This is a genomic window from Nocardia sp. NBC_00416, from assembly GCF_036032445.1.
Lineage (GTDB): Bacteria > Actinomycetota > Actinomycetes > Mycobacteriales > Mycobacteriaceae > Nocardia.
The window spans coordinates 6,868,593-6,892,929 of the sequence record NZ_CP107932.1; the positions used below are offsets into that span (position 1 = coordinate 6,868,593).

27 protein-coding genes, 1 tRNA gene and 1 riboswitch are annotated in these 24,337 nt (G+C 67.9%); of the genes, 11 read left to right on the forward strand and 17 right to left on the reverse strand.

Going from position 1 to position 24,337, the window contains the following annotated elements:
• Nucleotides 1–3 precede the first annotated feature (3 nt).
• From OG804_RS29745 to OG804_RS29780, 8 genes are all read right to left on the reverse strand, one after another.
• Nucleotides 4–270, reverse strand: coding sequence for a type II toxin-antitoxin system RelE family toxin (locus OG804_RS29745; RefSeq protein ID WP_328391945.1), 267 nt, complete (start codon nucleotides 268–270; stop codon nucleotides 4–6).
• On the reverse strand, nucleotides 267–545 hold the full coding sequence (locus OG804_RS29750) for a type II toxin-antitoxin system Phd/YefM family antitoxin (RefSeq protein WP_328391946.1): 279 nt from the start codon (nucleotides 543–545) through the stop codon (nucleotides 267–269). Before OG804_RS29750 ends, OG804_RS29745 begins: the two co-directional genes overlap by 4 nt.
• A 63-nt stretch (nucleotides 546–608) precedes the next feature.
• Entirely contained in the window at nucleotides 609–1,292 is a 684-nt protein-coding gene (locus tag OG804_RS29755; protein WP_328391947.1) for a TetR/AcrR family transcriptional regulator, read from the reverse strand.
• Between the two features lie 64 nt (nucleotides 1,293–1,356).
• On the reverse strand, nucleotides 1,357–2,556 hold the full coding sequence (locus OG804_RS29760; protein ID WP_328391948.1) for a thiolase C-terminal domain-containing protein: 1,200 nt from the start codon (nucleotides 2,554–2,556) through the stop codon (nucleotides 1,357–1,359).
• A 108-nt stretch (nucleotides 2,557–2,664) separates the two neighbouring features.
• Nucleotides 2,665–3,819 carry a thiolase domain-containing protein gene (locus OG804_RS29765; RefSeq protein ID WP_328391949.1) on the reverse strand — a complete coding sequence of 385 codons (1,155 nt, stop codon included), beginning with the start codon at nucleotides 3,817–3,819 and terminating at the stop codon, nucleotides 2,665–2,667.
• On the reverse strand, nucleotides 3,816–4,886 hold the full coding sequence (locus OG804_RS29770; protein WP_328391950.1) for a lipid-transfer protein: 1,071 nt from the start codon (nucleotides 4,884–4,886) through the stop codon (nucleotides 3,816–3,818). Before OG804_RS29770 ends, OG804_RS29765 begins: the two co-directional genes overlap by 4 nt.
• Nucleotides 4,879–5,352: a Zn-ribbon domain-containing OB-fold protein gene (locus OG804_RS29775; RefSeq protein ID WP_328391951.1), complete on the reverse strand. Its 474-nt coding sequence runs from the start codon at nucleotides 5,350–5,352 to the stop codon at nucleotides 4,879–4,881. Before OG804_RS29775 ends, OG804_RS29770 begins: the two co-directional genes overlap by 8 nt.
• Complete coding sequence (locus tag OG804_RS29780; RefSeq protein ID WP_328391952.1) at nucleotides 5,352–5,810, reverse strand: DNA-binding protein; 459 nt, start codon at nucleotides 5,808–5,810, stop codon at nucleotides 5,352–5,354. The genes OG804_RS29775 and OG804_RS29780 overlap by 1 nt, the downstream gene beginning before the upstream one ends.
• Nucleotides 5,811–6,029: 219 nt before the next feature.
• Here OG804_RS29780 and OG804_RS29785 point away from each other — a divergent pair, with 219 nt between their 5' ends.
• Entirely contained in the window at nucleotides 6,030–7,565 is a 1,536-nt protein-coding gene (locus OG804_RS29785) for an aldehyde dehydrogenase family protein (RefSeq protein ID WP_328391953.1), read from the forward strand.
• A 25-nt stretch (nucleotides 7,566–7,590) separates the two neighbouring features.
• Here OG804_RS29785 and OG804_RS29790 read toward each other — a convergent pair whose 3' ends face one another.
• The 3 genes from OG804_RS29790 to OG804_RS29800 form a co-directional block, all read right to left on the reverse strand.
• Nucleotides 7,591–8,265 carry a VTT domain-containing protein gene (locus OG804_RS29790; RefSeq protein ID WP_328398829.1) on the reverse strand — a complete coding sequence of 225 codons (675 nt, stop codon included), beginning with the start codon at nucleotides 8,263–8,265 and terminating at the stop codon, nucleotides 7,591–7,593.
• Between the two features lie 126 nt (nucleotides 8,266–8,391).
• Nucleotides 8,392–8,907: a hypothetical protein gene (locus OG804_RS29795; RefSeq protein ID WP_328391954.1), complete on the reverse strand. Its 516-nt coding sequence runs from the start codon at nucleotides 8,905–8,907 to the stop codon at nucleotides 8,392–8,394.
• Nucleotides 8,908–10,188: 1,281 nt separating this feature from the next.
• The gene (locus OG804_RS29800) at nucleotides 10,189–10,638 is read right to left on the reverse strand and encodes a nitroreductase family deazaflavin-dependent oxidoreductase (RefSeq protein WP_328391955.1); all 450 of its coding nucleotides are present in this window, start codon (nucleotides 10,636–10,638) and stop codon (nucleotides 10,189–10,191) included.
• Between the two features lie 149 nt (nucleotides 10,639–10,787).
• Between OG804_RS29800 and OG804_RS29805 the strand changes: the two genes are divergently transcribed.
• Nucleotides 10,788–10,861 (forward strand) — tRNA-Ile (locus OG804_RS29805).
• A 115-nt stretch (nucleotides 10,862–10,976) separates the two neighbouring features.
• Here OG804_RS29805 and OG804_RS29810 read toward each other — a convergent pair.
• Nucleotides 10,977–12,203, reverse strand: a complete 1,227-nt coding sequence (locus OG804_RS29810; RefSeq protein ID WP_328391956.1) for a helix-turn-helix transcriptional regulator — start codon at nucleotides 12,201–12,203, stop codon at nucleotides 10,977–10,979.
• 283 nt (nucleotides 12,204–12,486) lie between these two features.
• Here OG804_RS29810 and OG804_RS29815 point away from each other — a divergent pair, with 283 nt between their 5' ends.
• From OG804_RS29815 to OG804_RS29825, 3 genes are all read left to right on the forward strand, one after another.
• Nucleotides 12,487–12,792 carry a hypothetical protein gene (locus tag OG804_RS29815; protein ID WP_328391957.1) on the forward strand — a complete coding sequence of 102 codons (306 nt, stop codon included), beginning with the start codon at nucleotides 12,487–12,489 and terminating at the stop codon, nucleotides 12,790–12,792.
• 347 nt (nucleotides 12,793–13,139) lie between these two features.
• Entirely contained in the window at nucleotides 13,140–13,775 is a 636-nt protein-coding gene (locus tag OG804_RS29820) for a hypothetical protein (RefSeq protein WP_328391958.1), read from the forward strand.
• A 209-nt stretch (nucleotides 13,776–13,984) separates the two neighbouring features.
• Nucleotides 13,985–14,542 carry a hypothetical protein gene (locus tag OG804_RS29825; protein ID WP_328391959.1) on the forward strand — a complete coding sequence of 186 codons (558 nt, stop codon included), beginning with the start codon at nucleotides 13,985–13,987 and terminating at the stop codon, nucleotides 14,540–14,542.
• A gap of 63 nt (nucleotides 14,543–14,605) precedes the next feature.
• Here the strand turns inward: OG804_RS29825 and OG804_RS29830 are convergent, their stop codons facing one another.
• Nucleotides 14,606–15,001: a nitroreductase family deazaflavin-dependent oxidoreductase gene (locus tag OG804_RS29830; protein ID WP_328391960.1), complete on the reverse strand. Its 396-nt coding sequence runs from the start codon at nucleotides 14,999–15,001 to the stop codon at nucleotides 14,606–14,608.
• Between the two features lie 223 nt (nucleotides 15,002–15,224).
• Between OG804_RS29830 and OG804_RS29835 the strand changes: the two genes are divergently transcribed.
• The 3 genes from OG804_RS29835 (at nucleotide 15,225) to OG804_RS29845 (ending at nucleotide 17,035) form a co-directional block, all read left to right on the forward strand.
• The gene (locus tag OG804_RS29835; protein WP_328391961.1) at nucleotides 15,225–16,145 is read left to right on the forward strand and encodes an FAD-dependent monooxygenase; all 921 of its coding nucleotides are present in this window, start codon (nucleotides 15,225–15,227) and stop codon (nucleotides 16,143–16,145) included.
• Complete coding sequence (locus tag OG804_RS29840) at nucleotides 16,112–16,429, forward strand: hypothetical protein (RefSeq protein WP_328391962.1); 318 nt, start codon at nucleotides 16,112–16,114, stop codon at nucleotides 16,427–16,429. The genes OG804_RS29835 and OG804_RS29840 overlap by 34 nt, the downstream gene beginning before the upstream one ends.
• A gap of 75 nt (nucleotides 16,430–16,504) precedes the next feature.
• Entirely contained in the window at nucleotides 16,505–17,035 is a 531-nt protein-coding gene (locus tag OG804_RS29845; protein ID WP_328391963.1) for a hypothetical protein, read from the forward strand.
• 81 nt (nucleotides 17,036–17,116) lie between these two features.
• Here OG804_RS29845 and OG804_RS29850 read toward each other — a convergent pair whose 3' ends face one another.
• A complete protein-coding gene (locus OG804_RS29850; RefSeq protein ID WP_328391964.1) occupies nucleotides 17,117–17,752 on the reverse strand; it encodes a TetR/AcrR family transcriptional regulator in 636 nt (211 codons plus the stop codon).
• 135 nt (nucleotides 17,753–17,887) lie between these two features.
• On the opposite strand from OG804_RS29850, the gene OG804_RS29855 reads away from it, so the two are divergent.
• From OG804_RS29855 to OG804_RS29865, 3 genes are all read left to right on the forward strand, one after another.
• Nucleotides 17,888–19,891 carry a PKD domain-containing protein gene (locus tag OG804_RS29855; protein ID WP_328391965.1) on the forward strand — a complete coding sequence of 668 codons (2,004 nt, stop codon included), beginning with the start codon at nucleotides 17,888–17,890 and terminating at the stop codon, nucleotides 19,889–19,891.
• Nucleotides 19,892–20,065: 174 nt separating this feature from the next.
• Nucleotides 20,066–20,231, forward strand: a riboswitch (FMN riboswitch).
• Between the two features lie 75 nt (nucleotides 20,232–20,306).
• A complete protein-coding gene (locus OG804_RS29860) occupies nucleotides 20,307–20,753 on the forward strand; it encodes a 6,7-dimethyl-8-ribityllumazine synthase (protein ID WP_328391966.1) in 447 nt (148 codons plus the stop codon).
• A 276-nt stretch (nucleotides 20,754–21,029) separates the two neighbouring features.
• Nucleotides 21,030–21,566 carry a hypothetical protein gene (locus OG804_RS29865; protein WP_328391967.1) on the forward strand — a complete coding sequence of 179 codons (537 nt, stop codon included), beginning with the start codon at nucleotides 21,030–21,032 and terminating at the stop codon, nucleotides 21,564–21,566.
• 18 nt (nucleotides 21,567–21,584) lie between these two features.
• Here the strand turns inward: OG804_RS29865 and OG804_RS29870 are convergent, their stop codons facing one another.
• The 3 genes from OG804_RS29870 to OG804_RS29880 are packed head-to-tail and all read right to left on the reverse strand — an operon-like array spanning nucleotide 21,585 to nucleotide 24,300.
• A complete protein-coding gene (locus OG804_RS29870) occupies nucleotides 21,585–22,373 on the reverse strand; it encodes an ABC transporter ATP-binding protein (RefSeq protein ID WP_328391968.1) in 789 nt (262 codons plus the stop codon).
• Nucleotides 22,370–23,425: a taurine ABC transporter substrate-binding protein gene (locus OG804_RS29875; RefSeq protein WP_328391969.1), complete on the reverse strand. Its 1,056-nt coding sequence runs from the start codon at nucleotides 23,423–23,425 to the stop codon at nucleotides 22,370–22,372. Before OG804_RS29875 ends, OG804_RS29870 begins: the two co-directional genes overlap by 4 nt.
• Nucleotides 23,422–24,300, reverse strand: a complete 879-nt coding sequence (locus OG804_RS29880; RefSeq protein ID WP_328391970.1) for an ABC transporter permease — start codon at nucleotides 24,298–24,300, stop codon at nucleotides 23,422–23,424. The genes OG804_RS29875 and OG804_RS29880 overlap by 4 nt, the downstream gene beginning before the upstream one ends.
• Between the last annotated feature and the right edge of the window lie 37 nt (nucleotides 24,301–24,337).

Here is a 24,337-nt window from a genome sequence, read left to right on the forward strand (position 1 = left end):
CGGCTACCGCTCGTATATGGCACGGCAATGTCCGGCGGATACGACCAGGATCATCAGTTTCCCGTCGTCGACTTGGTATACGAGACGGTAGTTGCCCACTCGCAGCCGGAATCCGGCTCGACCGGTGAGCGCTTTCACGTCTATGCCATCGCGCCGGTAGGGGTCGTCGCCCAGGAGTGTCAGCGCAACCAACAGCCGTAGGGCGTCTTCTTGCGGGATCGTTCGAAGTGCGCGCCGAGCGGCGGGGGTCCAGCAGAATTCGTACTTCATGCGACGGCGTCGTTGCCCGCTGCCAGCACCTCGTCCATCATCTGGCCAAGGGTGATGTGTTCCGGCTCACCCGCCTCGGCCAGCGCCTCATCGGCCATCTGTCCCAACTGCTCATCCTCCCACTCTTCGAGTTTGGCGAGCATGAAGAGTGGAATTACGGCTGCGGCCGGTTCGCCGCCGCGAGTGATCAGGGTGACGTGTCCGTCTTGTATCGCGGCGTTGACCACCGAGGGCAGTTGAGCGCGGGCCTCTCGGATACTCAGCTGGTCGTCCACTTCCGAAGTGTACACCCAGGTGTGTACCGCGGGCTGGCGAGCGGATCCGTTGGGACCGCGTCCTCACCGGTCCGGTGGGCCGGTGAGGATCGCGGTGACGGTGTCGATCAGCTCGGTGAGCAGTTCATCGGAGGAGAGCCGGGTCCCGCTGAGTGCGAGCATGCCCCGGAGACCTTCCGGATCGCCCAGGGTCTGGAAGGTCAGGTTCATGGCCTGGGTGAGGCGGAAGCGGAGCGTGCGGGGTGCGGTGCCCGGGGCGGTTTCCTCCAGCAGGGCGTTGAAACGCAGGGCCTGCGGGGCGAAACCCTCGGTCAGCCGGGTCAGCGCGGGATGGTTACCGCTCATGATGCCCGCGACCAGGCGGATCCAGGGTGTGCCGCCCGCGGCGGCGAGCTCCCCGACCGGGCGGACGAAAGCGTCGGCGAGCGCGCGGGCGTCGGGCGCACCGAGGGCTTCGACGGTGTCGAGCAGTTCGGCCCGCCGGGTGTGCAGTTGTTCGCTGCGCCGGCTGATCAGCGCTTCGACCAGCGCGTCCTTGGAACCGAAATGGTAGTGGACCGACGCGACATTCGCGCCGGCCTCCGCCATCACCGAACGCAGGGATACCGCGTCGATCCCGCGTTCGGCGAACAGTCGTTCCGCGGCCAGGATCAGGCGTTGATCGGTGGGCAGCACGGGGTCCGGTCCCGCACCGGGTTCCGCGCCCCCCGGGGCTGTGCCTTCGCCCGCGCCCGGTTCTTCGGACACGGGCGCAGGGGCCGGGCGTGGATCCCGGCCCGCCCTCGTCCGGCCCGATGTCATGATCGAAACTCTAGGAGACCGCGTCGGGGGCGCCGTACAGGGTCACCACGCAGGCGCCGCCGAGCCCGAGATTGTGCGCCAGTCCCAAGCGCGCACCCGGCACCTGACGCTCACCCGCGGCCCCGCGGACCTGGGTCACCAGTTCCGTGCACTGCGCCAGACCGGTGGCGCCGAGCGGGTGGCCCTTGGAGATGAGACCGCCCGAGGGGTTGACCACCCACCGGCCGCCGTAGGTGGTGGCGCCCGATTCGACCAGCCCACCGGATTCACCCTCCCCGCACATACCGAGGGCCTCGTAGGTGAGCAGTTCGTTGATCGAGAAGCAGTCGTGCACTTCGAGCACATCGATGTCGTCGATGCCCACGCCGGCGGTTTCCAGCACCCGCCGCCCGGCGGTGCGGGCCATGGGGGCGCCCACCACGTCGATCATGGAACCGGATTCGAACGCGGCGCCGCTATCGGTGACCAGCTCCTGCGCGAGGATCGGCACCGCGCGGTCGAGTCCGTGCTCCCGGGCGTAGCGCTCGCTGACCAGGACGGCGGCGCCCGCGCCGTCGGACATGGGGGAGCACTGCGACCGGGTCAGCGGATCGGAGACCATTTTGTCGCCGAGGACCTGTTCGAGGGTGTAGGCGTCCTGGAACTGGGCTTTCGGATTGCGGGTGGAGTGTTCGTGGTTCTTCACCGCGACCTGTGCGAGTTGTTCGCGGGTGGTCCCGTACCGCTTCATGTGTTCGGCGCCGGCCGCGGCGAAGAACTGCGCGGTCAGCGGGGCCTGGCCGAACCCGGCCGCGGCCTTCAACGCGTCGATGTGCAGGTCGATGGTGGTGACCTTCGGCGTAGTGCCGTCACCGGCCATGGCCTGTTTGGTCATCTGCTCGAACCCGACCGCGAGCACGATATCGGCCAGCCCGGCCTGCACCCATTCGCGGGCGAGGACCAGCGCGGTCGATCCGGTGGCGCAGTTGTTGTTGACGTTGACCACCGGAATGCCGGTGAGCCCGATCTCGTAGAGCGCCCGCTGCCCGGCGGTCGACGGCTGGAAGACGTACCCGACCGCCGCGCGCTGCACCTGGTCGTAGCGCACCCCGGCGTCGGTGAGCGCCTGGCCGACCGCTTCGGCGACCATCTGCGGATACGTCCAGTCCCGGGTCTGGATCTTCTCGAATTTCGTCATCCCGACACCGGCGACGTACACCTGCTCGGTCATAATTCTCTCCTCAGAAGCTGATATAGGCGATGCGGCGGAGGCGGAGGTATCGCATCGCGATTTCTCCTTGCCCGGGTGCGGTGTGATCCGTGAAAGCGTTGTCGCGGTTCATGATTGCGGTGGTTCGGAACCGACCACCCACAGCGCGTGGAACTGGGCGGCGCCGCCCATGGCGTGCCCGATGGCCCGCCGCGCGTCCGGCACCTGATGCTCGCCCGCGGTGCCGCGCACCTGCATGGCGGCTTCGGCGAAACGCAGCAGACCCGTAGCGCCCGTGGGATTTCCGGAGAGCACACCGCCGGAGGGGTTGATCGGCAGCTCGCCGCCGAACGCGGTGCGGCCGGAATCCACCACCTTCCAGCCCGCCCCCACCTCGGCCAGGCCGACGTTCTCCAGCCAGATCGGTTCGAACCAGCTGTAGGGGATGTAGAGCTCGGCGGTATCGATCTCGCGCGCCGGATCGGTGATCCCGGCCTGCCGGTACGCCTCGGCGGCGCACTGCCGGCCGGCTTCGGGGTTCACTTCGTCGCGGCCGGCGAAATGACCCGTCTCGGTGCGCCACGACATGCCGTGGATCCAGGCCGGGGGCCGGCCGGTGTGGTGGGCGTCGGCTTCCCCGGTGATCACCACCGCGCACGAACCGTCCGAGGACGGGCACGATTCCAGGAACCGGATCGGGTCCCACAGCATCCGGGATTCGCGCACCTGGTCCACGGTGATATCCGGCAGTTGGATATGCGCGTAGGGGTTGCGGGTCGCGTTCAGCCGGTGGTTCACGGCGATCTGCCAGCCGATGTGCTCCGGCGCCTGCGCCCGGCGGATGTACTCCCGGATCACCGGCGCGAAATGCGCGCCTGCGCCCGCGCCGAGTTGTGCGCTGAACGGCAGCCCGCGCGAGAGGGCCCAGGTGAAATCGCCTTCGGATTCCTTCGAATACGCGACCACCAGTACCCGGCGCGCCAACCCCGCCTGCACCAGGTGGGCGCCGTATATCGCGGCGTGCCCGCCGACGCTGCCGCCGGTGAACACCCGGGTCACCGGTAGCCCGCGCGCCCCCATGGCATCGGCGAGATACAGCTCCGGGTTCATCACCCCGTCGAACAGATCCGGAGTTTTCGACAGCACGACGGCGTCGATATCACCGAATTCCAGTTCGGCGTCGGCCATCGCCTGGTCGACGGCTTCGCGCACCATCGCACCGATGGTGACCTTGCGCTTCTTGGCCTGTTTGCTCTGTCCGATTCCGACGACCGCGAGTTTCACCGGTCTCCCTCCAATAGGCAGATCATGTTCTGCTGGAGCGCGGGCCCGCTGGTGGCGTGCGCCAGCGTGCGGTCCGCGCGACCGGTCAGGATGTGCCGCGCCGCCTCGCCGATCCGGATGAGGCCGGTGGCGGTGGTGGGCCGGGCGACCAGCGGGCCGCCGCCGGGATTGACGGTGGCGCCGGATAATTCGAGCGCGCCCGCCAGCAGCGGTTCCTGATAGCTGTACTCGGTGTGCAATTCGGCGATCTGGACGTCGCGGGCGCCGAAACCGGCCTGATCGGCTGCCTTGGCCGCCGCCAGCGTCACCGTGTCGACCCGGGTGAGGTCGCGGGTGCCCGGATAGTGGGTGTCCATCCGATGGTCGGCGCCGCGCACCCAGGCCGGGCATGCGGCCAGACGTCGCGCCGTATCGCCGGACGCCAGGACGAGAACCGCGGCGGCGTCGCCGATCGGTCCGCGATCGTGTTCGCGCAGCGGCGAGGCCAGGTAGGGGGCGGCCAGCAGTTCGTCGACCGTGACCTCCCCGGACACCTGCGCGCCCGGATTGCCCACCGCGGCCGCGCGCGCCCGGGCGACCACCTCGGCCATCTGCTTCTCGTCCAGCGCGCCCGCGGCGACCAGGGCCTGGGCCTGCAGCGCCGCGAGCGCGTCCTGATGCGGGCGCAGCGGGGCCAGGAAATAGGGGTCGAGCTGGGTGGCGGTGACCTGGTCGAGGTCGGTCGCCAGCGATCCGCGCCCGACGCCGTAGACCACCGCGATCTCGCCCTCACCGAGTTGCAGCCACGACCACGCCTCGTAGGCGGCCCAGGCCGCGTCCATCTCGACATGGGATTCCGAGATCGGCGGCCACGCGCCCACCGCGTCCAGCGATTCGATATAGGCGAAGGTCCGGCCTTCGTGGAAATCGTGACTGCCCGACGCCCAGAAATCGACCTCGGTGCGCTCGATCCCGGCCGACCCCAGTGCTTCCCGCATCACCGGGAGCAGGATCTCGGCCATATCGTCGCGCCGGTCGGCTGTCGTGCCCGGTGACTGTGCGAATGCCACCACCGCGATATCACGCATCGGAACCTCCCGCGATCGGCCGGTAGTAGCGAATGCTGTTCATGGATGTCTCCAGGTCGGCGTCGGCGCACCACACCGGTTCCACCCGCATGCCGATGTGCACGTCGGCGAGTTCGACATCGCGAACCAGGTGCATGAGTGTGGTGTCCGCGCCGTCCACCTGGATATAGGCCACCAGATACGGCGGCTCGATCTGCTGGCCGGGGAACGGGAAGTTCACCACGCAGAAGGTCTTCACCACTCCGGCGCCGGCCAGTTCGAATGGTTCGGACAGTTCGTTGAGGCAGCGGGAGCAGAATTCGGGTGCGGGCAGGTAGACCCGCTCGCAGGTCGGGCAGCGCCGGGCGAGCAGCCGGCGTTCCCGCAAGCCGCGCAGGAAAGCCGAGCGGCCGGTTCCGGCGACGAAGGTGTAATCAACCTTGTGCGGGCTGGTGAACGATTCCACCGGGCTGGGCAGGGTGCTCATCACGACTCCACCGGTTCGAAGCAGACGATATCGCGGATACTGCCGACCCGTTCCGCGCGCCAGCGGGGCGCCACCCGCAGGCCGGCGGTGAGACGGGACGGGTCGCCGCCGGTGTCCACGGCGTGGAACAGGGCGCCCGTGGTGCCGTCGATGGCGATCAGGGCCCAGGCGAAGTGATCGGCCGCGATCTCGTCGCCGGGTCGGGTGGGCACCCAGGTCCAGTGGGTGACCGTGCCCGCGGGTGTCAGCCGGACCAGTTCGCCGGTGGGCGCCGCGGAGACCGGATCGAACTCCAGCGCGGGGCAGAGCACCGCGCCGGACGCGGTGCGCACCCCGTACAGTTCGCCGTCGCGCAGACCGCCGAGGAACGTGCCGATCTTCTCGCCGACAGTTCTGTTGTACGGGAATTCGATGCTGTAGGGCGCGGTCAGGCTCGCGTCCGGGGACTCGGCTGTCATCGGTCTCCTGCCGATCGGGTGCGCGGTCCGGCACTGGGCCGCGTGTCGATCGTGTCCCGCGCGGCCGCCGCTGTCAATCACTTGATTGAATCAGTTGATAGTTCCAGTGTCCCGCGTCCGGAACGCTTGTGCGATCCTCGGTGCATCGCCCGCGAGCATGACGTAAGCTCCGGACTAAAGTAGAACCTGTTCCAATTCCTCCGGTGAGGAGAGATCACCATGGCCATCGTTGAACAGCTGGAGCCGACCACCGACGGGCGGCGTCGACTCGAGCTGCGCAGCCCCGCTACCCGTGAACGCGTCGGCGAGATCGAGGTGAGTACGGCCGACGATGTGGCCGCGGTCCTGGCCACGGCGCGCGCGGCGCAGCCGGGCTGGGCCGCCCGGCCGGTCAAAGAGCGCGCCGCGATCATCCGCAACGCGGTCTCGGTGCTGCTCGCGCGGCGCGACGAGATCGTCGAGACGGTGATGCAGGAGACCGGTAAACCGCGCGTCGAGGCGCTCGCCGTCGAGATGGTTCCGGCCTGCGATTTCCTGAACTACTGGAGCGGCCGGGCGCCCAAGGATCTGGCCGACGAGAACCGGCGGCTGCACGGCTACATGCTGCCGCTGAAGAAACTCGTCATCAACTATCAGGCGCTCGGCGTGGTCGGGGTGATCACGCCCTGGAACGGCCCGTTCATCCTCTCCCTCAACCCGATCGCCCAAGCGCTGCTGGCCGGCAACTCGGTGGTCCTCAAGCCGTCCGAGGTCACCCCGCATTCGGGGGAGTGGGCGGTCAAGGTGCTGCACGAGGCGGGCGTGCCCGAGGATGTCCTGCAGGTCGTGCACGGTGACGGCGAGACCGGCGCGGCGCTGGTCGACGGCGATATCGACAAGATCTCGTTCACCGGCAGCGTCGGCACCGGGAAGAAGATCGCCGCCGCGTGCGCCGGCCGGTTGATTCCCTGCACCCTCGAACTCGGCGGCAAGGACGCGATGATCGTCTGCGCCGACGCCGACCTGGATCGCGCGTCCCTCGGCGCGGTGTATCTGTCGATGTTCAACACCGGTCAGGTCTGCGTCGGAGTCGAGCGGATCTACGTGGTGGACAGCATCGCCGACCGGTTCATCGAAGAGGTGCGCAAACGCGCCGCCGAGGTCACCTACGGGGCCGTCGGCAAGGATGTCGGCCCGCTGTTCTGGGACCGGCAGCTGGAGATCGTCGAGAAGCACGTCGAGGACGCCAAGGCCAAGGGCGCCACCATCCTGCTCGGCGGTGAATCCGATACTGCCGAAGGCGTGTTCTTCAAGCCGACGGTGGTCGTGGACGTCACCCACGATATGGACATCATGCAGCAGGAGACCTTCGGTCCGATCGTCGCGATCATGCGAGTGCGCGACGAGGAGGAGGCCGTGAAACTGGCCAACGACTGCCAGTACGGGCTCAGCGGCAGCGTGTTCACCAAGGACAAGGCCAAGGTCGTCCGCCTCGCCAAACAGCTCAAGACCGGCTCGGTAGTGCAGAACGACGCGTCGGTGATCTATGGCGTCGCCGAAGCGCCGTTCGGCGGCCGCAAGGACAGCGGTCTGGGCACGGTCAACGGCCGCGACGCGCTGCGCGGATTCGCCCACCCGCAGCCCGTGCTGCTCGACCGCTGGGGTCTGAAGAAGGAAAGCATCTGGTACCCCTACAGCGAGGCCACGGCCGCCACGCTGGAGAAGAGCATCGCCACCCTGTTCGGCAACAAGATCATGCGCCGCCTGGTGCGCTGACCCCCCGACCCGGCCGCCTGTTCAGTCAGGCGGCCGGGTGGTCGGCGGGTTCGTCGCCGTCCGCGGCGGGGGACTTGCCGCGCCCCGACCGATACCGCTTGACGACCTCCCAGGCGATCGGCAGCACCGAGACCACCACGATGAGCAGGAAGATCAGATCGACGTTGTCGCGAACGACGGTGATCTGGCCCAGCAGATAACCGAGCATCGTGACCCCGGCGCCCCACAGCACGCCGCCGACGATGTTGTAGGTCAGGAATATCGAGTACTTCATCTTGGCCGCGCCCGCGACCAGCGGCGCATAGGTCCGCACGATGGGCACGAACCGGGCCAGCACGATGGTGATCGGCCCGTGCCGCTCGAAGAACGCGTGCGATTCGTCGATATAGGACTTCTTGAAGATCTTCGCGTCGTCACTGGAGAACAGCGCCGTCCCGCCCTTGGCGCCGATCAGATAGCCCACCTGATCGCCCGCTATCGCCGCCAGCGGGATCAGGACCAGCAGTACCCCGATCGGCGCGAAGGGTTCGATCTCCGCCGATTTCGAGGCCGCGATGAGGCCCGCCGTGAACAGCAGCGAATCACCGGGCAGTAGCGGGAACAGCAGACCCGACTCGATGAACACCACGATGAGCAGCCCCAGCAGTACCCAGGTGCCGAACGAATTGAGCAGATTCACCGGGTCCAGAAAACCCGGCATCAGGGCAAGTTCGGTGGTGGTCGCCGCGACGGCAGAGTAACTCACCCCGCCGAAGATACCGCAGCAGAGTTCGCCACCAATATCCGGATTGCCGGATTTGTGAATATATAGCGGACCGGTAGCCGGTCACTGGTTCGCGGCGCGCTGTCGCAGCGTCGTCTCGATCGCCGCCACCCGTGCCGCGGGGATCCCCCAGGGCTGCTCGATCCCCAGCCGGGTATCCAGGTCCCACAGCACGCACTCCTCGTCCGGCCGGGCCGCCAGCGACCACGCCACGACGGTCCGGCCCAGCTGGCTCTCCATATCGCCGTGCCCGGTATCCGGCGTGCCGTCGCCCTCCGGATAGTGGTGCAGGAACTGCCCGTAGGCGCGCGAGCAGAAATCCGCGTACCGCCGGGTGCACAGGATGAGACCGTGCCACGCCTCGTCGACCGCATGGGACGGCATGCCGATCACCTGGCCGTCCGCCAGGGCGGGGCCGCAACAGCGCAACCACTGGCGCAGTCCGGTGGCGACCAGTTCGCGCGGCTCCCAGGGGCAGGTCTTGAAAACGGCGTCGGAGAGGTCGAGTTCGTCGACCGCGCGGGCTACGGCGGCGGGATCGACACCGCGGGGTCGCCGGAGCGGAGCGAAGAAGAACACTGTGTCATTATCCCGCCGACGCTGTCCGTGTCGCAGTCGCCGCCGCGAAACCACTGCACGCCAGAGTTGTTCGCCGGTACCGTTGAAAGATGGATGTGGCGGCATTGTTCATCATGTTGATGTTGGGCCTCTTTTGTCTCGGGGTCTTCGTCGCCGTCATTGTCGTGATCGCCAAATCGTCCTCGGGCGGTGGTCGCCGCGGGCGTAGCCGGGGCGGATATTCCGCCGGCGGCGTCTGGGTCGCCGATAGCGGTTCGGGCGGCTGGGGTTCCGGCGATACCGGTGGGAGTTCCGGTGACGGCGGTTCCTCGGGGAGCAGCTGCGGCGGCGGTGGGGGAGGAAGTAGCTGTGGCGGGGGCGGCGGCGGGGGCGGGGGTGGCTGTGGAGGAGGCGGCGGGGGTGGCTGACCGTAGAGCGGGCAGACTGATTCCCGAACCTCGTTCCGGCCATGGCTGATCCGGCCGCGCTGCTCATTCTGTCGGTGTTCGGGGTGGGCTGTGTCGTACTGGTGGTGGGAGTAGCGGTCGTGCTTTTCCTGACGAGATCGCCGAGTGAGGGTCGGTCGCGTCGTAGCCGATGGTCCCGCCGCCGCGGCGGATATCCCTCCGGTGGGGCGGGTGAAGCCTGGCTCGCCGATAGCGGTTCGGGCGGAGCCGATTCCGGCGGCGGAAGCGGCGGTGGCAGTAGCTGTGGTGGCGGCGGTGGGGGCTGCGGAGGTGGTGGCGTGGGAAGCTGAGGGCGAGGCCGGGTCAGGCGGAAGCTGTTATCCCACTACCGTATTCGGTCGAGCGTGGGATTCGCTATTTCCGCCCGGCGGATCGACGAATTGGATGTAACCTGGGGTTGCGTGTAATATTCCGGTCGGCGCAAACGAATTCACTCTCGTGAAGACGGGGCGTTCCGCCGCTCGGTGTGGGAAGTGTTGCGACACAGGATCTGCCGACACGCCCTTGATACCGATTTGATATATATTGGAACTCAGTAATTTCAAACTATGCCGTCCAAATCGATGATATGCAGTAAATTATCCGATTGAACGCAGGTTGTTGCGTAAAAGTGCCGTAATGCGCGAATTGTCCACCTGTTCTGCGGAATTGGACAAACGACCATAGACGGTTCCCGGGTGCGTCTCCATCTTGCGATCGCTACTCTGCGTGCCGTGGTTACCGCATTGGTAGTGCTCGCAATCCTGATTCTCGTTGCCTCCGTAGTCCATCTCGCCAGCCGCCCGCCGGAGGACCTCGCCCCCCGGAGAGCGCGGGCGCGGGCCGGCTCGGAGACCTACTCCGACTGACCCGCACCACCCGCGGGCGAAAGCACCACCACCGCAATCGGACGCTTCGTCTTCCGCTGGTACTCGCTGTACCGGCCCTGATTCACCGCGTCCACCAAACCCCAGCGGCGCGCGTACTCCGGATCATCGGGCCCGGTGGCCCGGGCGACAACCGGAAACGCGCGCCGCCCCACCTGGATCGCACACTCCGGCCGCGCCTTCACATTCGCGAGCCACCCCGGCGGCCGCGGTGACCCACCGTTCGACGCGGTCACCAGATAATCCTCCCCGTCCCTGGCGTAGGTCAGCGCCGAAGTCCGCGCCTGCCCGGTCTTACGGCCCACGGTCTGCAGCAGCAGCGTCGGATTCCCGAACAGCAGCCGGTGCCCCACGAGCCCGCCACTCTTCTCGTACACCCACTGATGCGCCTGCAACGCCCGTACGAACAACCCGGCCACACGCCCTCCTCCGGTTCGGCAACAGTCCCAACCCTAACGAGGAGACCGACCTCCCCGCTGACCCCATCGACCGCATCCCGCATCGATCGACTGGCCCCAGTCACGCCGACCGGGTACCATCCCACAGTTGCGGCCCCAGGTCGCGACGAGGGGCGGTAGCTCAGTCGGTTAGAGCCGTGGACTCATAATCCATTGGTCGTGGGTTCGAGCCCCACCCGCCCCACAGTGAAAGGCCAGTTCAGGGTCATGGGGTTCGACCGGATTCGGATAGCGAATCCGTCGTGGGACAGCAGTAGTGAAACTGCTATCCGTATGGATGTTTCTGACCTGTGACCGGGTCAGGCAGTGACGCCCAGCCGAGCCGCAAGCGCCCGCGACTCGCGCTCGTTGAGGCGACCGCCGTGCATGACCAAGTCGGCCGCCAGAGAGCGCGCCAGCGGATGGCACTTCATCGACTCTTCGCTTACGGCGGTGCCGGTGCGTAGCGCGCCGAGCGTGCCGAGCCAATCCCGTTGTTGCGCATAGGCGCGGGACAGTTCCAGCCACAGCCGCGAACGGCGGTCGACCGACGGCACCGCGTCGGGATCGACGGCACTTGCCGCGTCCAACGCTCCGCCGGACTTGCGCAGGTCGACCTGTACGGACACGGCGCTGACTTCGGTGTTCGCTACACCGAAAAGCGTCCAGGGATGGGCCGAACCGGCGGGCAGTGCCCGCGCCATCCCCATCGCTTGGTCTATGCCGCGTAGCGCGTCGCCTTCGCGGCCGATACGGGCGGCTGTGATCGCGCCGTGCAGTTGGCAGGCGCCCCAGAGCGCTTGTGCGTCCTGGTCGCCGTCCAAGTGCGGTTCCAGTAGCGCCACGGCATCGGACGCAAGGTGGTAGGCGTCCTCCTCGCGGCCCGTCGAGCGCCAGACGTTGCCGAGTACCCAGGACGCCGACGCGAGCGTTACCGGGTCGTCGGCGACCTCGGCGGCCGACATGCAGCGGTCGGCGGCGAGCCACAACAGCGGCGCGTCAGCGACCCATGCAAGGACTTGTTCGGACAGCGCGTAGGCACCCGACAGCGCTGCTGCTGCGGCGCGGCGTTCCTGTCCGTCGAGAGTGCGCAGCGCGCGGCGGCCGTCGCGGATCAGTTCGGGCAGCATCGTCCCCGCATCGGCGCGCGGTGTCGCCGATGTGTGCCACATCCGCCAAGCGCGCTCGACCCGTGCGGCGAGTTCGGCGGGGTCGACCGGCGACGGTGACGGGGTGAGGTCTACACCCTCTATAGCCTCGCGGATTGCGGGCACGACGGGGTGCCCGGCGCGGCGCGAGATGCCGACCAGCAACTCGTGGTCGCCGGTTATCTCGGTCAAGTCCCGCACGCCGAGCGCTTGCCCGATCCGTAGCAGCATGTCCAGCCCGGGCGGGTGCTGTAGACGGCCTTTCTCGACGTCACGTAGCCAGTCCTCGGACCGGCCGACCAGACCGGCGACGACGGCACGGGTGCGGCCGGTGCGGGTGCGGATGTTCTGGATGCGTTCGCCTATCGCGCGTGCGGCGAGTTCGTCAGGGGTCGGCATAGCGGCCTGCCTTCTTCGCGGATCGGGTCCACTTCGCGGATACCCCCGGCCCGTCGGCCGGGGGAGATGTCCTCCGCGAAGAGGTAACTCCAGGATAGGGCCGCTGGTGGAGTCCGACCAGCGGCTCGAGTAGGGGGAATCCCCCCATCCCGCACAGTGGTTCGTACCCACCGGTGCGGCCAGGGCGCAGCGCGCAGGATTTCCAGCGCCCCGCCGCCGAGTGTCGAGCCCCGGCGGCGGGCGCAAGTCAGCGACCGCAGGGGACAGGGACAGGGGACACCCGATGCGCTACCGGCCGACCGCACTCGGATATGTGGATCTGGACGTGAGCACGGCTTTGGCTTGGGACCGGGCGCAGGTCCAACGCCTGGCGCGTCATCTCGGTTACCTGGTGATCTGGCCTGATCTATCGTCGGTGCTCCCGCTGTTCGATCAGGTCCGCGCTGCCGATGTGGATGCGGTCGTCATGCCCGGTCCGCACCATCTCGGTCCGCTGGAGTTGAACAGGGTTATGGATGTCGCCGATGTGGAGACGGTGTTACCCCGCTTGTCCTTCGCGCGGTGGTCGCTGGTGAGGCATGGGCAGTGATCGTGTTGGGGTACGTCGTCGCGATCGGTCTGCCGTCGGCGGTGCTGGTGTGGGCGGTGGCGTGGCCGGCACCGGAAGCCCGTCGGCCCACGACCAGCGAGGAAAATACGACAGCGAGTGCTGATTGCCGGGGCTCGGAACCGTTGTCGTAGGGGGTCGGTGGGGGTGCTGCGGTCGGTGCGGCGGGAGACGACCTCGTCGATCGTGAGGTTCTTTGCGGGGCCGCAGTGAGCCGACCGGGATCGAACTCGGAATCTCACACCGGGACGGCCGGGGCGGTCGACGCGAGGGGTGAGAACGGCCGGCATACCTTGTGTGTCAGGTCGGCCCGAGTTCAGAATCGCGGTATGGGACCGATACTGCAACAACTGGTTACGCTCGCGGGGGTTCTCCTGGGTGCGGGTTCGACGTTCGCGGCGACCACCTACATCGAGCGCTCGAAGTGGCGGCGAAGTTTCGAGACCCGCTGGGATGACATGCGCTTGACCGCGTACAGCGAGTACGCCGATGCCCTGAAGGCGTACCTGCAGATCTTGTACCGCTATGGGGCGGAGAAAGGCCTGCCCAACCTCACGACACCGGCTGATGAACCGCTGGCGCCCAATGTCCTGGCTGAGGCCAATGCCGCTCGAAGTGTCAAATGGGAGCGGGTACTGCTGCTGGGTTCGTCGAATACGATCGCCGCCGCCAGGCGCTGGCACAAGGCCGCTCACGATCTCACCTACCTGGTGTTCGAAGAACACCCGGGTCCGGACCGGTATGTGCGGCTCTACGAATCCATGGGTTCTCTCCGGGACGACTTCTACGTGTGCGCCCGCGCTGACCTGGGAGTACGCGGCGGCAGCGTGCCGACCAGCGAAGGGGCTTGGCTTCCGCCGCACCAAGCGCATCTGCTCACCTCCGAGGCGGCCCGGGGGAGTGCTGAATCCTCTCCTGTCACGGAGATCGGTGACCTCGTCGACGAGCCGGCCTCCCCGCGGTGATCGAGACGCCGAACCGCGTCCTGCGGGGGCTCCGGCAGTCCGTCCGGAGTGCGTCCGGGCTCGGCCCGCTGGGCGCGGACGCGGTTGTCGAGCTCCTCGGTGCCGTTCCGCCGCCACGCGAGGGTGGTGCGCAGTATCGTTCCTAGTGCTGAAAAGCGTTGATTCGAAGCCGGTCTCGTGTCGAGGCCACCGGGGGAGGTATTCGGGATATGAATCCGGATCAGCACGAAGATCGTTCGAACTTTCCGCCGTCGGGCGAGATCCCGCTACACGTCACGTATGTCTGCGACAGCGCTATCAGGCGCAAACTCGTCCGGGTGGAAACCCTGATGTTGTGGTCGAGTGGTCGGCTGTGGGGGCTCCTCGTCATCGCGGGAGTCGTGATGGCGGGACGCAGGTGGGCCTACGACGAGGGGGTTGTCGATATCGCCGGCATGGCGGGGGCATTCTGTGTCGGTGTGGTCTTCGTGCTCAGCCTGATCATTGTGCTGAGTCTGTGGAGGTTGTTGTTCGGGCGCGGCGGCTTCAGCAGCTACGCCGCTCCCGGCACCACGGTTGTCGCCGTCTACGGCCACGATATCGTCGATTTCCAGATACGGATGGGGGACAAGTTCCGCAACCTGCCGTACCGGGAGATCAAGCGTCTCAACCTGTTCCGGGATGTTGTATACCTACGCAGGAGGGACGGCGCCGGTATCCCGATACCACGCGAGTTGGCACCGGAAACCGCGCTCGCGCTGATGCGCGACGCCGGGGTGCGGATGTGATCACGCCCGGTCCGTGCCGGTGGCGGCACGGGTCATGCGCAGACCCGGCGAGTTCGTACGGGTTCACTCGGCGTCGAAGACGATGATCCCCGCCATCCGGTTGCCCAACCGCGCGATGAGCGGCACGTCCGTCGTGGTCCGGTGCGGTGGGATGATGCGCGGATCGCGCAATGTGACTGTGCCGCCGCGATAGCGGAGAGTGGCTCGCCCCGCGGCGACCGCGTTTCTCGCCCAATTGGTTTCGCCGTGGAGCAGAACAACCGCTATCACCTCGCCCTTGCGGAACACGGCGATCGGGGTCTCGTACTGTTTGCCGGTTTTCCGGCCGATGTGCTCGATTACGGCGAAACCCGCTAGCGAAGGCGCGATTCGCTGCATCAAGGGGTTCAGATACTTCGCGCCCGCCCGGTCCATCCACTTGGGAAAGTAGTAGGGGAGAGGGCTTTCGGAACTGGTCATCTCGGTCAGCCTACGAGCGGGTGATACGCCGAACATCCTTCTGTGGGCGGAAATTCACGGCTCGCGCCTTCTCGGGCGCCGGTGGCGAGCGCTTCTGGCGGGCCGAACCGGCCTCACCATCGTCAACCCTGGGTTGACGAATGGTCGATCGTCAACTATCAGTTGACGATGAGGCGGTGCTCGGTGGGGCTCTCGCCGGTATCGGACGAACATTGGAGTGTCGGTGTCAGCTGTCGAGAACGAGACGCAATTTCCCGGTGGAGCGCAGCGGCGGGTGGTGATCGCCGGGGCCGGTATCGCCGGTCTGGCCGCCGGGCTGCGGCTGCGGGAGGAGGGCTGGGACGTGCTGGTGGTCGAGCGGGCCGCGACTCGTCGCAGCAGCGGCTACCTGGTGAATCTGCACGGACCGGGTTACGACGCGGCCGAACGGCTCGGCCTGCTGCCGGCGCTGACCCCGTGCGATATCGGGTTCTTCCGTTCGATCCTCGTGCACGCGGACGGCCGCGAGAAGTTCACGATTCCCGCGGCTTTCGCACAGGCCGCGGTCGGGAAGCGGGCATTGACGGTGTTCCGGGGTGATCTGGAGTCGGCGTTGTACGACCGGGTCGCCGAGACCGCGGATATTCGGTTCGGCACCACGGTGGCCACTGTCGCTCAGCAGGACGACGGCCTCGATATCACCCTCGGCGACGGAACTCGGCTGCGCGCCGAACTCCTCGTCGGCGCCGACGGTGTGCACTCCGGAATCCGTGAACTCGTCTTCGCCCCGGAGAGTGAATGCCTGGTGAGTCTCGGACACATGGTGGGAGCGTTCCCGCTCGAACAGCTTCCCGCGCACGTACCGGAAGGCGCCGGTACGACATTCATCGGGCCCCGGCGCACGGCAGCCGTGATGAATCTCGGGCCGGGACGCTCTTCGACGTTCTTCGCCTACCGCTGCGCCGAACCGGAGGCGGCGCTCGCCCTCGGGCCGGAACGCGCCCCGCCGGGGCCTTCGGCGACCTCGGCGGAGGAGTCGCCGAGGCCTTGCGGCAACTCGAAGCCGACCCGGCCGCCGCCTATTTCGACTCGGTCGGCCAGGTCGTGCTGGACGGGTGGAGTCGCGGCCGGGTGGTTCTGCTCGGCGACGCGGCATGGTGCGTGACCGTATTCGCCGGGTACGGGGCGGCGCTCGCTCTCGACGGGGCCGACCGGCTGGGGGCCGCCCTCGCGGCACGGGCCGACGATGTCCCCGCCGCGCTCGCGGATTGGGAGAAGGCGTTGCGACCCGAAGTCGGCAAGCGGCAGGCCCTGGCCCGCCGCGGGATCAGCCGGTTCGCGCCACCGTCGCGAGCACACGTCCGGGCTGGTGAGATGATGCTGCGGGCCATCCAGCTTCCCGGAATCCGCGCGCTGGTCCGTCGATCGATCCAGCGCGCGAACAACTAGACGAGTAAATCCGAAGGGCGCCGGGCTCATATTGCGTTTGCTCGGTCAGCAGTCGGGTGTGGGACATTTGCTGGCGTGCTCACGGTGAAGATGAACGATCGGGCAGCGGTGACCTTGGGTGTGCTGTCGGGATTCGGGGTCATGGAGCCACGGGCAGGATTGGCCTCCGGTTTGCGTGAGCAGGCCGCGCGCGGAATTGCCCGCCGGGGTGAGGTGTTGACCTGGGCCGACTCGGCCGCCGATGCCGGCAACGCACCGTCGTTCTTTCCCAACTTGTCTTACTGGGAAGCTAGCGACAGTTCATTCCATCTGGAGGACTTCGTTGCGGTGGCCGTCGCGGTTGTGGACAACCAACCGCTCATCGAGGAGGGCGACCAGCGGGTTCTGCTCGTGCACGGCGTCGCGTTGGCGCGGGTGATGAGTCGGCTGGTCTACGAGCTCGACTTGCCTACTGCGGTGCGCTTCATCGTCGGCGCGAACGAAACCAACGCAACGTTCCGGTTTCATCGAATCCGCAGCGGTGAGAGCTGGAACACCCCCGACCTGGACAGCTACCGACAAGACAAACTGGTCGTTATCGACGTCGAACCACCCGACGCCGCCTGAAGCGCGCAGGCCCAGTGGCCAGGGCACGCGCAGCTGCGTGATCCGCGACGGCTCCCTCGCGCCGGTGCCGGAGCGGCGACCTCAGAGACAGGTGTCGGGGGCGAGCAGCAGTTGCCGGGTCTCCATCCAATTCTGGCCGGTCAGCAGGCGGAACGCGGTGAGCAGGGTGTCGCCCAGGTCGAATGCCGGGTCGATCAGCCACTGCGTGCGCAGGCCGTTCCAGGTCGCGAGGAATTGGCGGGCGGCCGCGGCCGGATCCAGTCCGGGGTGGGCCAGGCCCGCCTGCTGCCGTGCCGCGATGATCTCGGTCCAGCGGTCGCGTGCCTGCTCGTAGTGCGCGGCGAAGAATTCCCGGGCCGGATGGCCCGGCGTCCCCGCGTGGCCTGCCAGCGCGGTGTAGAGGAGCACGATCTCCCGATGGGTTCCGCTCGCGTACTCGTGGAGCCGCGCCAAGTCCAGGACCGATTCTTCGGGAGACAAACGCTCGTCGTCCTCGTCGAAGGCGCAGCGCAGCGCCGCCACGAGTAAGTGGTCGCGCGTCGGGAAGTGGTAGAGGACGGTCGCCTCGCCGATACCCGACCGGGTCGCGGTCTCGGCCAGGGTGAGTCCGCTGTGCCCCTTCTCGAGTATCAGGTCGAGGACTGTCCGTGCGATCGTCCGCCGCCGCTCGGCGGTTCTGGCGTAGGTACCGCGTCCCCCGGTTGGTGCTGTCGACATGCCGCGACTCTACGCATGCTCCAAATTCGAGCAACTACTAGTTTTCAGCCGAAAACAGCCGCGATTCACACCATCCATGGTGCGATATTGCTGGCTCAACTGATCAACGCTCGGATTTCAGCTCGAGGAGACCCTGTGGACCACTCCGCCGATCCCACCTTCGCCGCGCCCTATCTCGATATCGACGAATGGCGTGACGCGCCCGTGCCCCATCGATACGCGCACGGCGGTTTCCGGGGCACCGATACCCGCTTCTCCCTCTACTTCCCGCCCGCCGGGGACTATCGAGGGCGGTTCTTCCAGCACATCACGCCGGTCCCCGACAGCGAACATCTCGCTCAGCGCGCTACGGGGCGGGAGGACAAGATCGGCTTCGCGTTCTCCTGTGGTGCGTATTTCGTGGAGACCAACGGCGGCGGTGATCCGGCGACCCCGGGCGGTCCGGTCGCGGACGCGACCATTACCGCCTACCGGGCCAACGCGGCCGCCGCGCAGTACTCCCGGGTGGTCGCTCGGCGGCTGTACGGCGACCACCGCCCTTACGGTTACGCCTACGGCGGCAGCGGTGGCGGCTACCGGACGATCGGCGGGGCCGAGAGCACCGAAGGAGTGTGGGACGGATTCGTGCCCTACGTCATCGGGAGCCCCATGGCCATCCCGAACGTCTTCGCGGTCCGGATGCACGCGCAGCGGATACTGCGCGACTCCTTGGACCGGATCGCCGACGCCGCCGACGCGGGGTCGGCGCGCGCGGTCGACGCGGGTCTCACGGAAGAAGAGCGCGCGACCCTGGCCGAGGTCACGCGGATGGGTTTCCCGCTCCGCTCCTGGTTCGGCCACCGCACCATGGGTTTCCACGCCTTCGGCACCCTCTACCCCCATATCGTGACGGTCGATCCCGCCTACTTCGCGGGCTTCTGGTCGAGCCCCGGGCATCTGGGCGCGGAACCGGATGCCTCCGTGCACCGCGACCGCGTCCGCCACCGCGGCCCGACCAGCGGCGCCATCACCGCCGAACAGGCTGCCGCCCAAGGTCTCCCGGACCAGCGGGCCGCGGGAACGCCGCGCGGAGGTTTCGACGAAGCGTTCAAAGGCCCGCGCGGAGAAAAGGACTCCGTCGTCGCTGTCGGTCTTCCCGGGTTCCCGGCCCGGATCCAGGGCGCGGACCTGGTGGTGATCACCGGTGCGGCCGCCGGAGCGCGCGCCACCGTCACCGGTTTCCACGGCGACGCGGCCGTGCTGGACGCTCCCGACCGCGCGGGGATCCTGGCCCGGCTCGAGCCCGGCGACCTGGTCGACATCGACAACAGCGCATTCCTCGCCGCCCAGACCTACCACCGCCACCAGGTGCCCGACCGGACCTACCCCGTGTGGGACCAGTTCCGCGACGCGGCGGGCGACCCGCAGTATCCGCAACGGCCGTTCCTCCTCGGCCCCCTGTTCACGCAGGCGGCTTCCGGGCACCTGCCGACGGGCCGTTTCACCGGAAAGATGATCGTCGTGTCCTGTCTGCTGGACCGCGAGGCTTTTCCCTGGCAGGCCGACTGGTACCGCGAGCGGGTCCGCGAACATCTCGGCGACCGGACCGACGACCATTTCCGGTTGTGGTTCGTGGACCACGCACTGCACGGCGACGACGAATATCAGGAGCACCCCACCCGGACCGTCACCTACCTGGGCGTTCTGCACCAAGCGTTGCGCGAACTCAGCGCGTGGGTCGAGACCGGCCGGACGCCCGCCGCCACCACCCGCTACAGCGTCGAGGACGGCCAGGTGCGGGTGCCCGCCCGCGCCGCCGACCGGCTCGGCGTGCAGCCCGTCGTGACGCTCACCGTCGACGGCGCCGACCGTGTCGAGATCGCCGCCGGACAGCGTGTGCGGCTGGAAGCGGTCGCCGAGACACCGCCCGGCGCGGGGCCGATCGTCGCCCTCGCCTGGGACTTCGACGGAACGGGCGCCTTCACCGATACCACCGACCCGGACCCCGCCGCGGCGGTGACCATCGGACGTGACCACGTCTTCACCGAACCCGGCACCCATTTCGTGACGGTCCGTGTCTCCGCCCAGCTCGACGGCGACCCGGCCACACCCTTCGCCCGCACGGACAACCTGGCCCGTGCCCGCGTCGTCGTCGGCTAGTCGGGAGACCGACGCCGCCGACCAGCGTGCGGTCCGTTCCCGGCAGGCGGAGATATTCCGGTAGCCGCCGCGGGCCCGGCGCGTGGGCCGTGCTGAAGGGAACGGCCCGCCGGCCCGGTTTCGCCCGAGGCCGGGTCACGGCGATCCGGTGTGTGTTGCTACAGTCCGCTCTGTACACGTTCTCAGGGCGGGGCGGAATTCCCCACCGGCGGTAATGGCATCCGGGTCCACCCGGAAACCGAGCCCGCGAGCGCCACGGTCTCCGCGGAGGTGGTGGGTCGAGCAGATTCCGGTGCGATCCCGGAGCCGACGGTCACAGTCCGGATGAAAGAGAACGCGGCACCGGAACGCCCGCGTGCGGGCGGCTGTTGTTCGCGTTGCCATGCCCTGGGTGACATCGCGAACAGGAGGACCCATGTCACCCACACCGAACCGCATCGCCCTCGTCGCCGCGCGCTGGCACGCCGATATCGTCGACCGCGCCGTGACAGCCTGCCGGACGGAGCTCGTCGGCCACGGTTACCCCGATATCGACGTGATCCACGTCCCCGGCGCCTTCGAGATCCCCCTGCGGGTCAAACGTCTGGCGGCGACCGGCCGATACGCGGCGATCGCCGGTTGCGCCCTCGTGGTGGACGGCGGAATCTACCGCCACGATTTCGTGGCGGCCACCGTGGTGGACGCACTCATGCGCGTGCAGCTCGACACCGATGTGCCGGTGTTCTCCGCGGTACTGACCCCGCACCACTTTCACGAACACGGTGAGCATCTCGCGTACTTCACCCGCCATTTCGAGGTCAAGGGCGCGGAATTGGCCGCCGCGATCGCCGCCACGTTGGCACCGGACACGGTTCCCGCCTGACCCACGGTCGCCGGACGCGGACTCGCGTCGCGTCCGGCGTACCTCGGCCTCGGTTGTCACAGTCGGCGAGAACCGGCCGGACGTCGAGCCAGGCACTCGATCCGCGGGCGGACGCACCGTGCCGGTACCCCGGCCGACTCGTCTCGATCTGGTAGAACCCACTGTGCGTCGACTGATATCCAGAATCCGTCGACAACGTGTTCCCGGAGTTCGGTACCGGTACCGGTCCGGCTCCGAGATGGTTCGGCCCGGATCCGGCGAACGAGAAGAGGATTGGTGGACGCCGACCCGTACGCGCTCCTGCACGGTCCGCTGTTCTCGCGCCGGACCCCGCTCGACCGCGGCAACGCGGCCAGCCGTATCAGCGCCTACATCTACGGCAACATCCTCGTGCTCACCGCGTTGGTGCCGGTCGACGCCACCGAGAAACATGTCGGGATCTGGGTGGTTCTGGGCACGGCCCTGTCGACCTTCGTGGCGCACAGTTTCGCCGAATCGGTCGGCCACCGGGTGCGTGAGCGCAGTACGCCCACGATGGCGGACCGGATGCGCGAACTGCGTAATTCGGTGCCGGTGCTCAGTTCGGCGGTGCTTCCGTGCGTGATCCTGGCGACCGGGTGGGTGGGGTGGCTGGAGCCGCGAACGGCGCAGGTCGCCGCCGAAGCGGCGGTCCTGGTACGGATCGGGGGCATCGTGTTCGTGATCGCCCGGCTGAAGAACGAACGCCCGACCCGGGGTTCGGTGGTGGGCGCCGTTCTGCTGACAGTGGTCGGCGCGATCATCGTGATCGTCAAGGTCGCGCTCACCCACTGAGCGCCCGGTATCGGGAATTCAGTCGGCGTGCGCGGCGTAGATGTGCTGGGCGACCTCGTCGCGCATGGCGGTGAATCCGGGATCCGCGCGTATCGCCGGAAACGGCGAGTCACCGAGTTCGCTCTTGAACGCCGTCGGCCGGTCGTAGACGATACGACCCGGCCGGGTACCCATGACGATCACCCGGGTGCCCAGCAGCAGGGCCTCGTCGATGCTGTGGGTGACGAACAGGATGGTCTTGCGGCGTTCCCGCCACAGGGCCAGCAGTTCGCCCTGGAGTTTCTCCCTGGTCAGCGCGTCGAGGGCGCCGAAGGGCTCGTCCATGAGGACGATCCGCGGATCGTTGATCAGGACGCGGGCGATCTGCGCGCGTTGCTGCTGACCGCCGGACAGCTCGTACGGTCGCCGCCCACCGAGATGATCCAGACCGACCATGGTCAGCAGGCGGTCGGCCGCGGCCGCGCGTTCGGCGCGGGCGACACCGCGCACCTTCGGACCGAACTCGACGTTCTGGCGCACCGACAGCCAGGGGTAGAGGGTGGGCTGCTGGAATACGACACCGCGATCCGGGTCCGGCCCGGTGACCGGACGGTCACCGATCCGGACCGTGCCCGCGGTGGGTTCCAGGAATCCGGCCAGGATGTTCAGCAGGGTCGTCTTACCGCAGCCGGACGGGCCGACCACACAGACGAATTCGCCGCCTTCGATCGTCAGGTCGGTGGGCGCGAGTACTCGGGTGGGGCCGTCGTCGCCGGGGTAACTCTTGGTCACCGCGGTGAAGGTCACTCGATGGGCCGGCTCGGTCACCGCGCGGCCGCTCGTGCCGCGTCCGGATAGATGGCATCCCGGTAGGCCTGTTCGCCGCCGACCGCGGCGATACCGCCCTGGCCCAGCAGGAATTGCGCGGTATTGCGCAGCGCGCCGGCGAATCCGCCGCCGAGGTAGTCGGGTCCGGCCTGTTCCGCGGCGGTCGGATAGGTGTATCCGGCCAGCTGCGGTCGCGCCAGTTCCGGATCGATACCCAGCTGTGCCCCCAGCGATAGCGCGGCCTCCTGCGGGTTGTCGCGCAGCTGACCGATCGCGTAATTCTGGATTTTCGCCCAAGCCGCCGCGAATGCGCTGTGCTGGTCCAGGAATGCCGTGGTCGCCGCGGCGACATCGAAGGTGGGCGCGCCCTGGGCGGCGGTGTCCGCGCTGGAAGTGAGCACCGTGCCCCCGGACTCGATGAGTTTCGACAGCGTCGGATCCCACACCCACGCGGCATCGATCTGATCGCCGGTCCAGGCGCCGGGGATCGCCGCGGGCTGCATATTGATCAGATTCACCTGGCCGGTCAGTCCGGCCCTGCCGAGGGCGGCGAGCAGGCTGTAGTGGGCGGTACTGCCGAACGGCGTCGCGATCCGCTTACCGCGCAGCCCCGCGATCGAGGTGATCGACGGGTCCTTGACCACCAGCGATTCCGACTTGCCGATCACATCATGGATCCACAGCACCCGCACGGGCAGGTTCAACGGCGCCGATACCGCCTTCGTGGCGGGACTCGATCCGAGCGTCCCGATATCGATGCTGCCCGCGCCGAACGCCTGCACCACATCGGCGCCGGAGGCGAACTGGCTCCAGGTGACCGTCGCGTTCGGCAGGCACGCCTCCAGCAGACCCCGGTCCTTGACGTACAGATCGGCGTTGGGGATCGCCTGATATCCGATCCGCGCCGGGGTGGTGACGCTGGTGTCCGGTGCGAACGGGCAGGCCGCGGCCGCGGCGCCGGTATCGCCGCGACCGGATTCTACGCAGCCGGTGGTCGTGGCCGCGCCGAGGACGGCGATCAGCGCCAGGGCCGTGCGAAGTGTGCGTTTCATGACTTGCCTTTCCAGGGAACCGCCACGTCACCGGCAAGTTTGAGCAGGGAATCGAGGACGAGCGCCGCGCAGCCGATGACGATGATGCAGGCGATGGTCAGCGGTGTGTCCAGCTGGGTGCCGGAGATATAGGCGAGACCGCCGATACCGGGTATGCCGTTGTTGAGTTCGGCGGCGACGACAGTGGTCCACGCGAACGCGGTGGCGAGCCGGATACCGCCGATCACCTCGGGCAGGGTCGCGGGCAGCACGACCCGCGTGATCACCTGCACCCGACCGGCGCCCAGCGAGCGGGCGGCGTTCAGGTAATCCTGTTTGACCCCGGCGACACCGTTGAGCGTGGCGATCGCGATCGGCGGGAACGCGGCCAGGAACAGCAGCCAGATCTTGGACACGTCACCGATGCCGAACCAGACGATCAGCAAGCCGATATAGCCCAGCGGGGGCAGCGACCGCAGGAAATTCAGGATCGGTTCGGTGATCAGCCGGACCGGCGCCAGCATGCCCATGACGAACCCGACCAGTGGTCCGGCCACGACGGCCAGCCCGACACCGACCCCGATGCGCTGGAGGCTGGCCACCAGGTGTTCCCAGAGGTAGTAGTTCTGCTCGCCGATCACGGTCCGGTCGACACCGGGTGCGAGCTGATGCCGGGTATTGGCGCGCACGAACGCATCCCACACCGCGCCGGGCGGCGGGAGATACAGCGGATCGACCAGTCCGGCGGCGGTGACCAGCAGCCAGAGGCCGACCACGAGCACGAGGGCGCCGATTCGCGTCGCCAGCGCGGGGATCGGGGTGCGATAGCGGTTTCGCGGCGCCGGCGCCGACTCCGCACTGGATGTATCCGCCGCCGGTGTGGTGGTCGCGGTCATCGACCGCCCTCGGTACTGCACCCCACGTCGGCCACGA

Bases quoted from the DNA above. Each gene is read 5' to 3' on its own strand.
- OG804_RS29745 (WP_328391945.1), bottom strand. From the start codon at position 270: ATGAAGTACGAATTCTGCTGGACCCCCGCCGCTCGGCGCGCACTTCGA.
- OG804_RS29860 (WP_328391966.1), top strand. From the start codon at position 20,307: ATGTCACCCACACCGAACCGCATCGCCCTCGTCGCCGCGCGCTGGCAC.
- OG804_RS29825 (WP_328391959.1), top strand. From the start codon at position 13,985: ATGAATCCGGATCAGCACGAAGATCGTTCGAACTTTCCGCCGTCGGGC.
- OG804_RS29760 (WP_328391948.1), bottom strand. From the start codon at position 2,556: ATGACCGAGCAGGTGTACGTCGCCGGTGTCGGGATGACGAAATTCGAG.
- OG804_RS29780 (WP_328391952.1), bottom strand. From the start codon at position 5,810: ATGACAGCCGAGTCCCCGGACGCGAGCCTGACCGCGCCCTACAGCATC.
- OG804_RS29785 (WP_328391953.1), top strand. From the start codon at position 6,030: ATGGCCATCGTTGAACAGCTGGAGCCGACCACCGACGGGCGGCGTCGA.
- OG804_RS29790 (WP_328398829.1), bottom strand. From the start codon at position 8,265: ATGCCGGGTTTTCTGGACCCGGTGAATCTGCTCAATTCGTTCGGCACC.
- OG804_RS29850 (WP_328391964.1), bottom strand. From the start codon at position 17,752: ATGTCGACAGCACCAACCGGGGGACGCGGTACCTACGCCAGAACCGCC.
- OG804_RS29875 (WP_328391969.1), bottom strand. From the start codon at position 23,425: ATGAAACGCACACTTCGCACGGCCCTGGCGCTGATCGCCGTCCTCGGC.
- OG804_RS29830 (WP_328391960.1), bottom strand. From the start codon at position 15,001: ATGACCAGTTCCGAAAGCCCTCTCCCCTACTACTTTCCCAAGTGGATG.
- OG804_RS29770 (WP_328391950.1), bottom strand. From the start codon at position 4,886: ATGCGTGATATCGCGGTGGTGGCATTCGCACAGTCACCGGGCACGACA.
- OG804_RS29815 (WP_328391957.1), top strand. From the start codon at position 12,487: ATGCGCTACCGGCCGACCGCACTCGGATATGTGGATCTGGACGTGAGC.
- OG804_RS29880 (WP_328391970.1), bottom strand. From the start codon at position 24,300: ATGACCGCGACCACCACACCGGCGGCGGATACATCCAGTGCGGAGTCG.
- OG804_RS29820 (WP_328391958.1), top strand. From the start codon at position 13,140: ATGGGACCGATACTGCAACAACTGGTTACGCTCGCGGGGGTTCTCCTG.
- OG804_RS29775 (WP_328391951.1), bottom strand. From the start codon at position 5,352: ATGAGCACCCTGCCCAGCCCGGTGGAATCGTTCACCAGCCCGCACAAG.
- OG804_RS29810 (WP_328391956.1), bottom strand. From the start codon at position 12,203: ATGCCGACCCCTGACGAACTCGCCGCACGCGCGATAGGCGAACGCATC.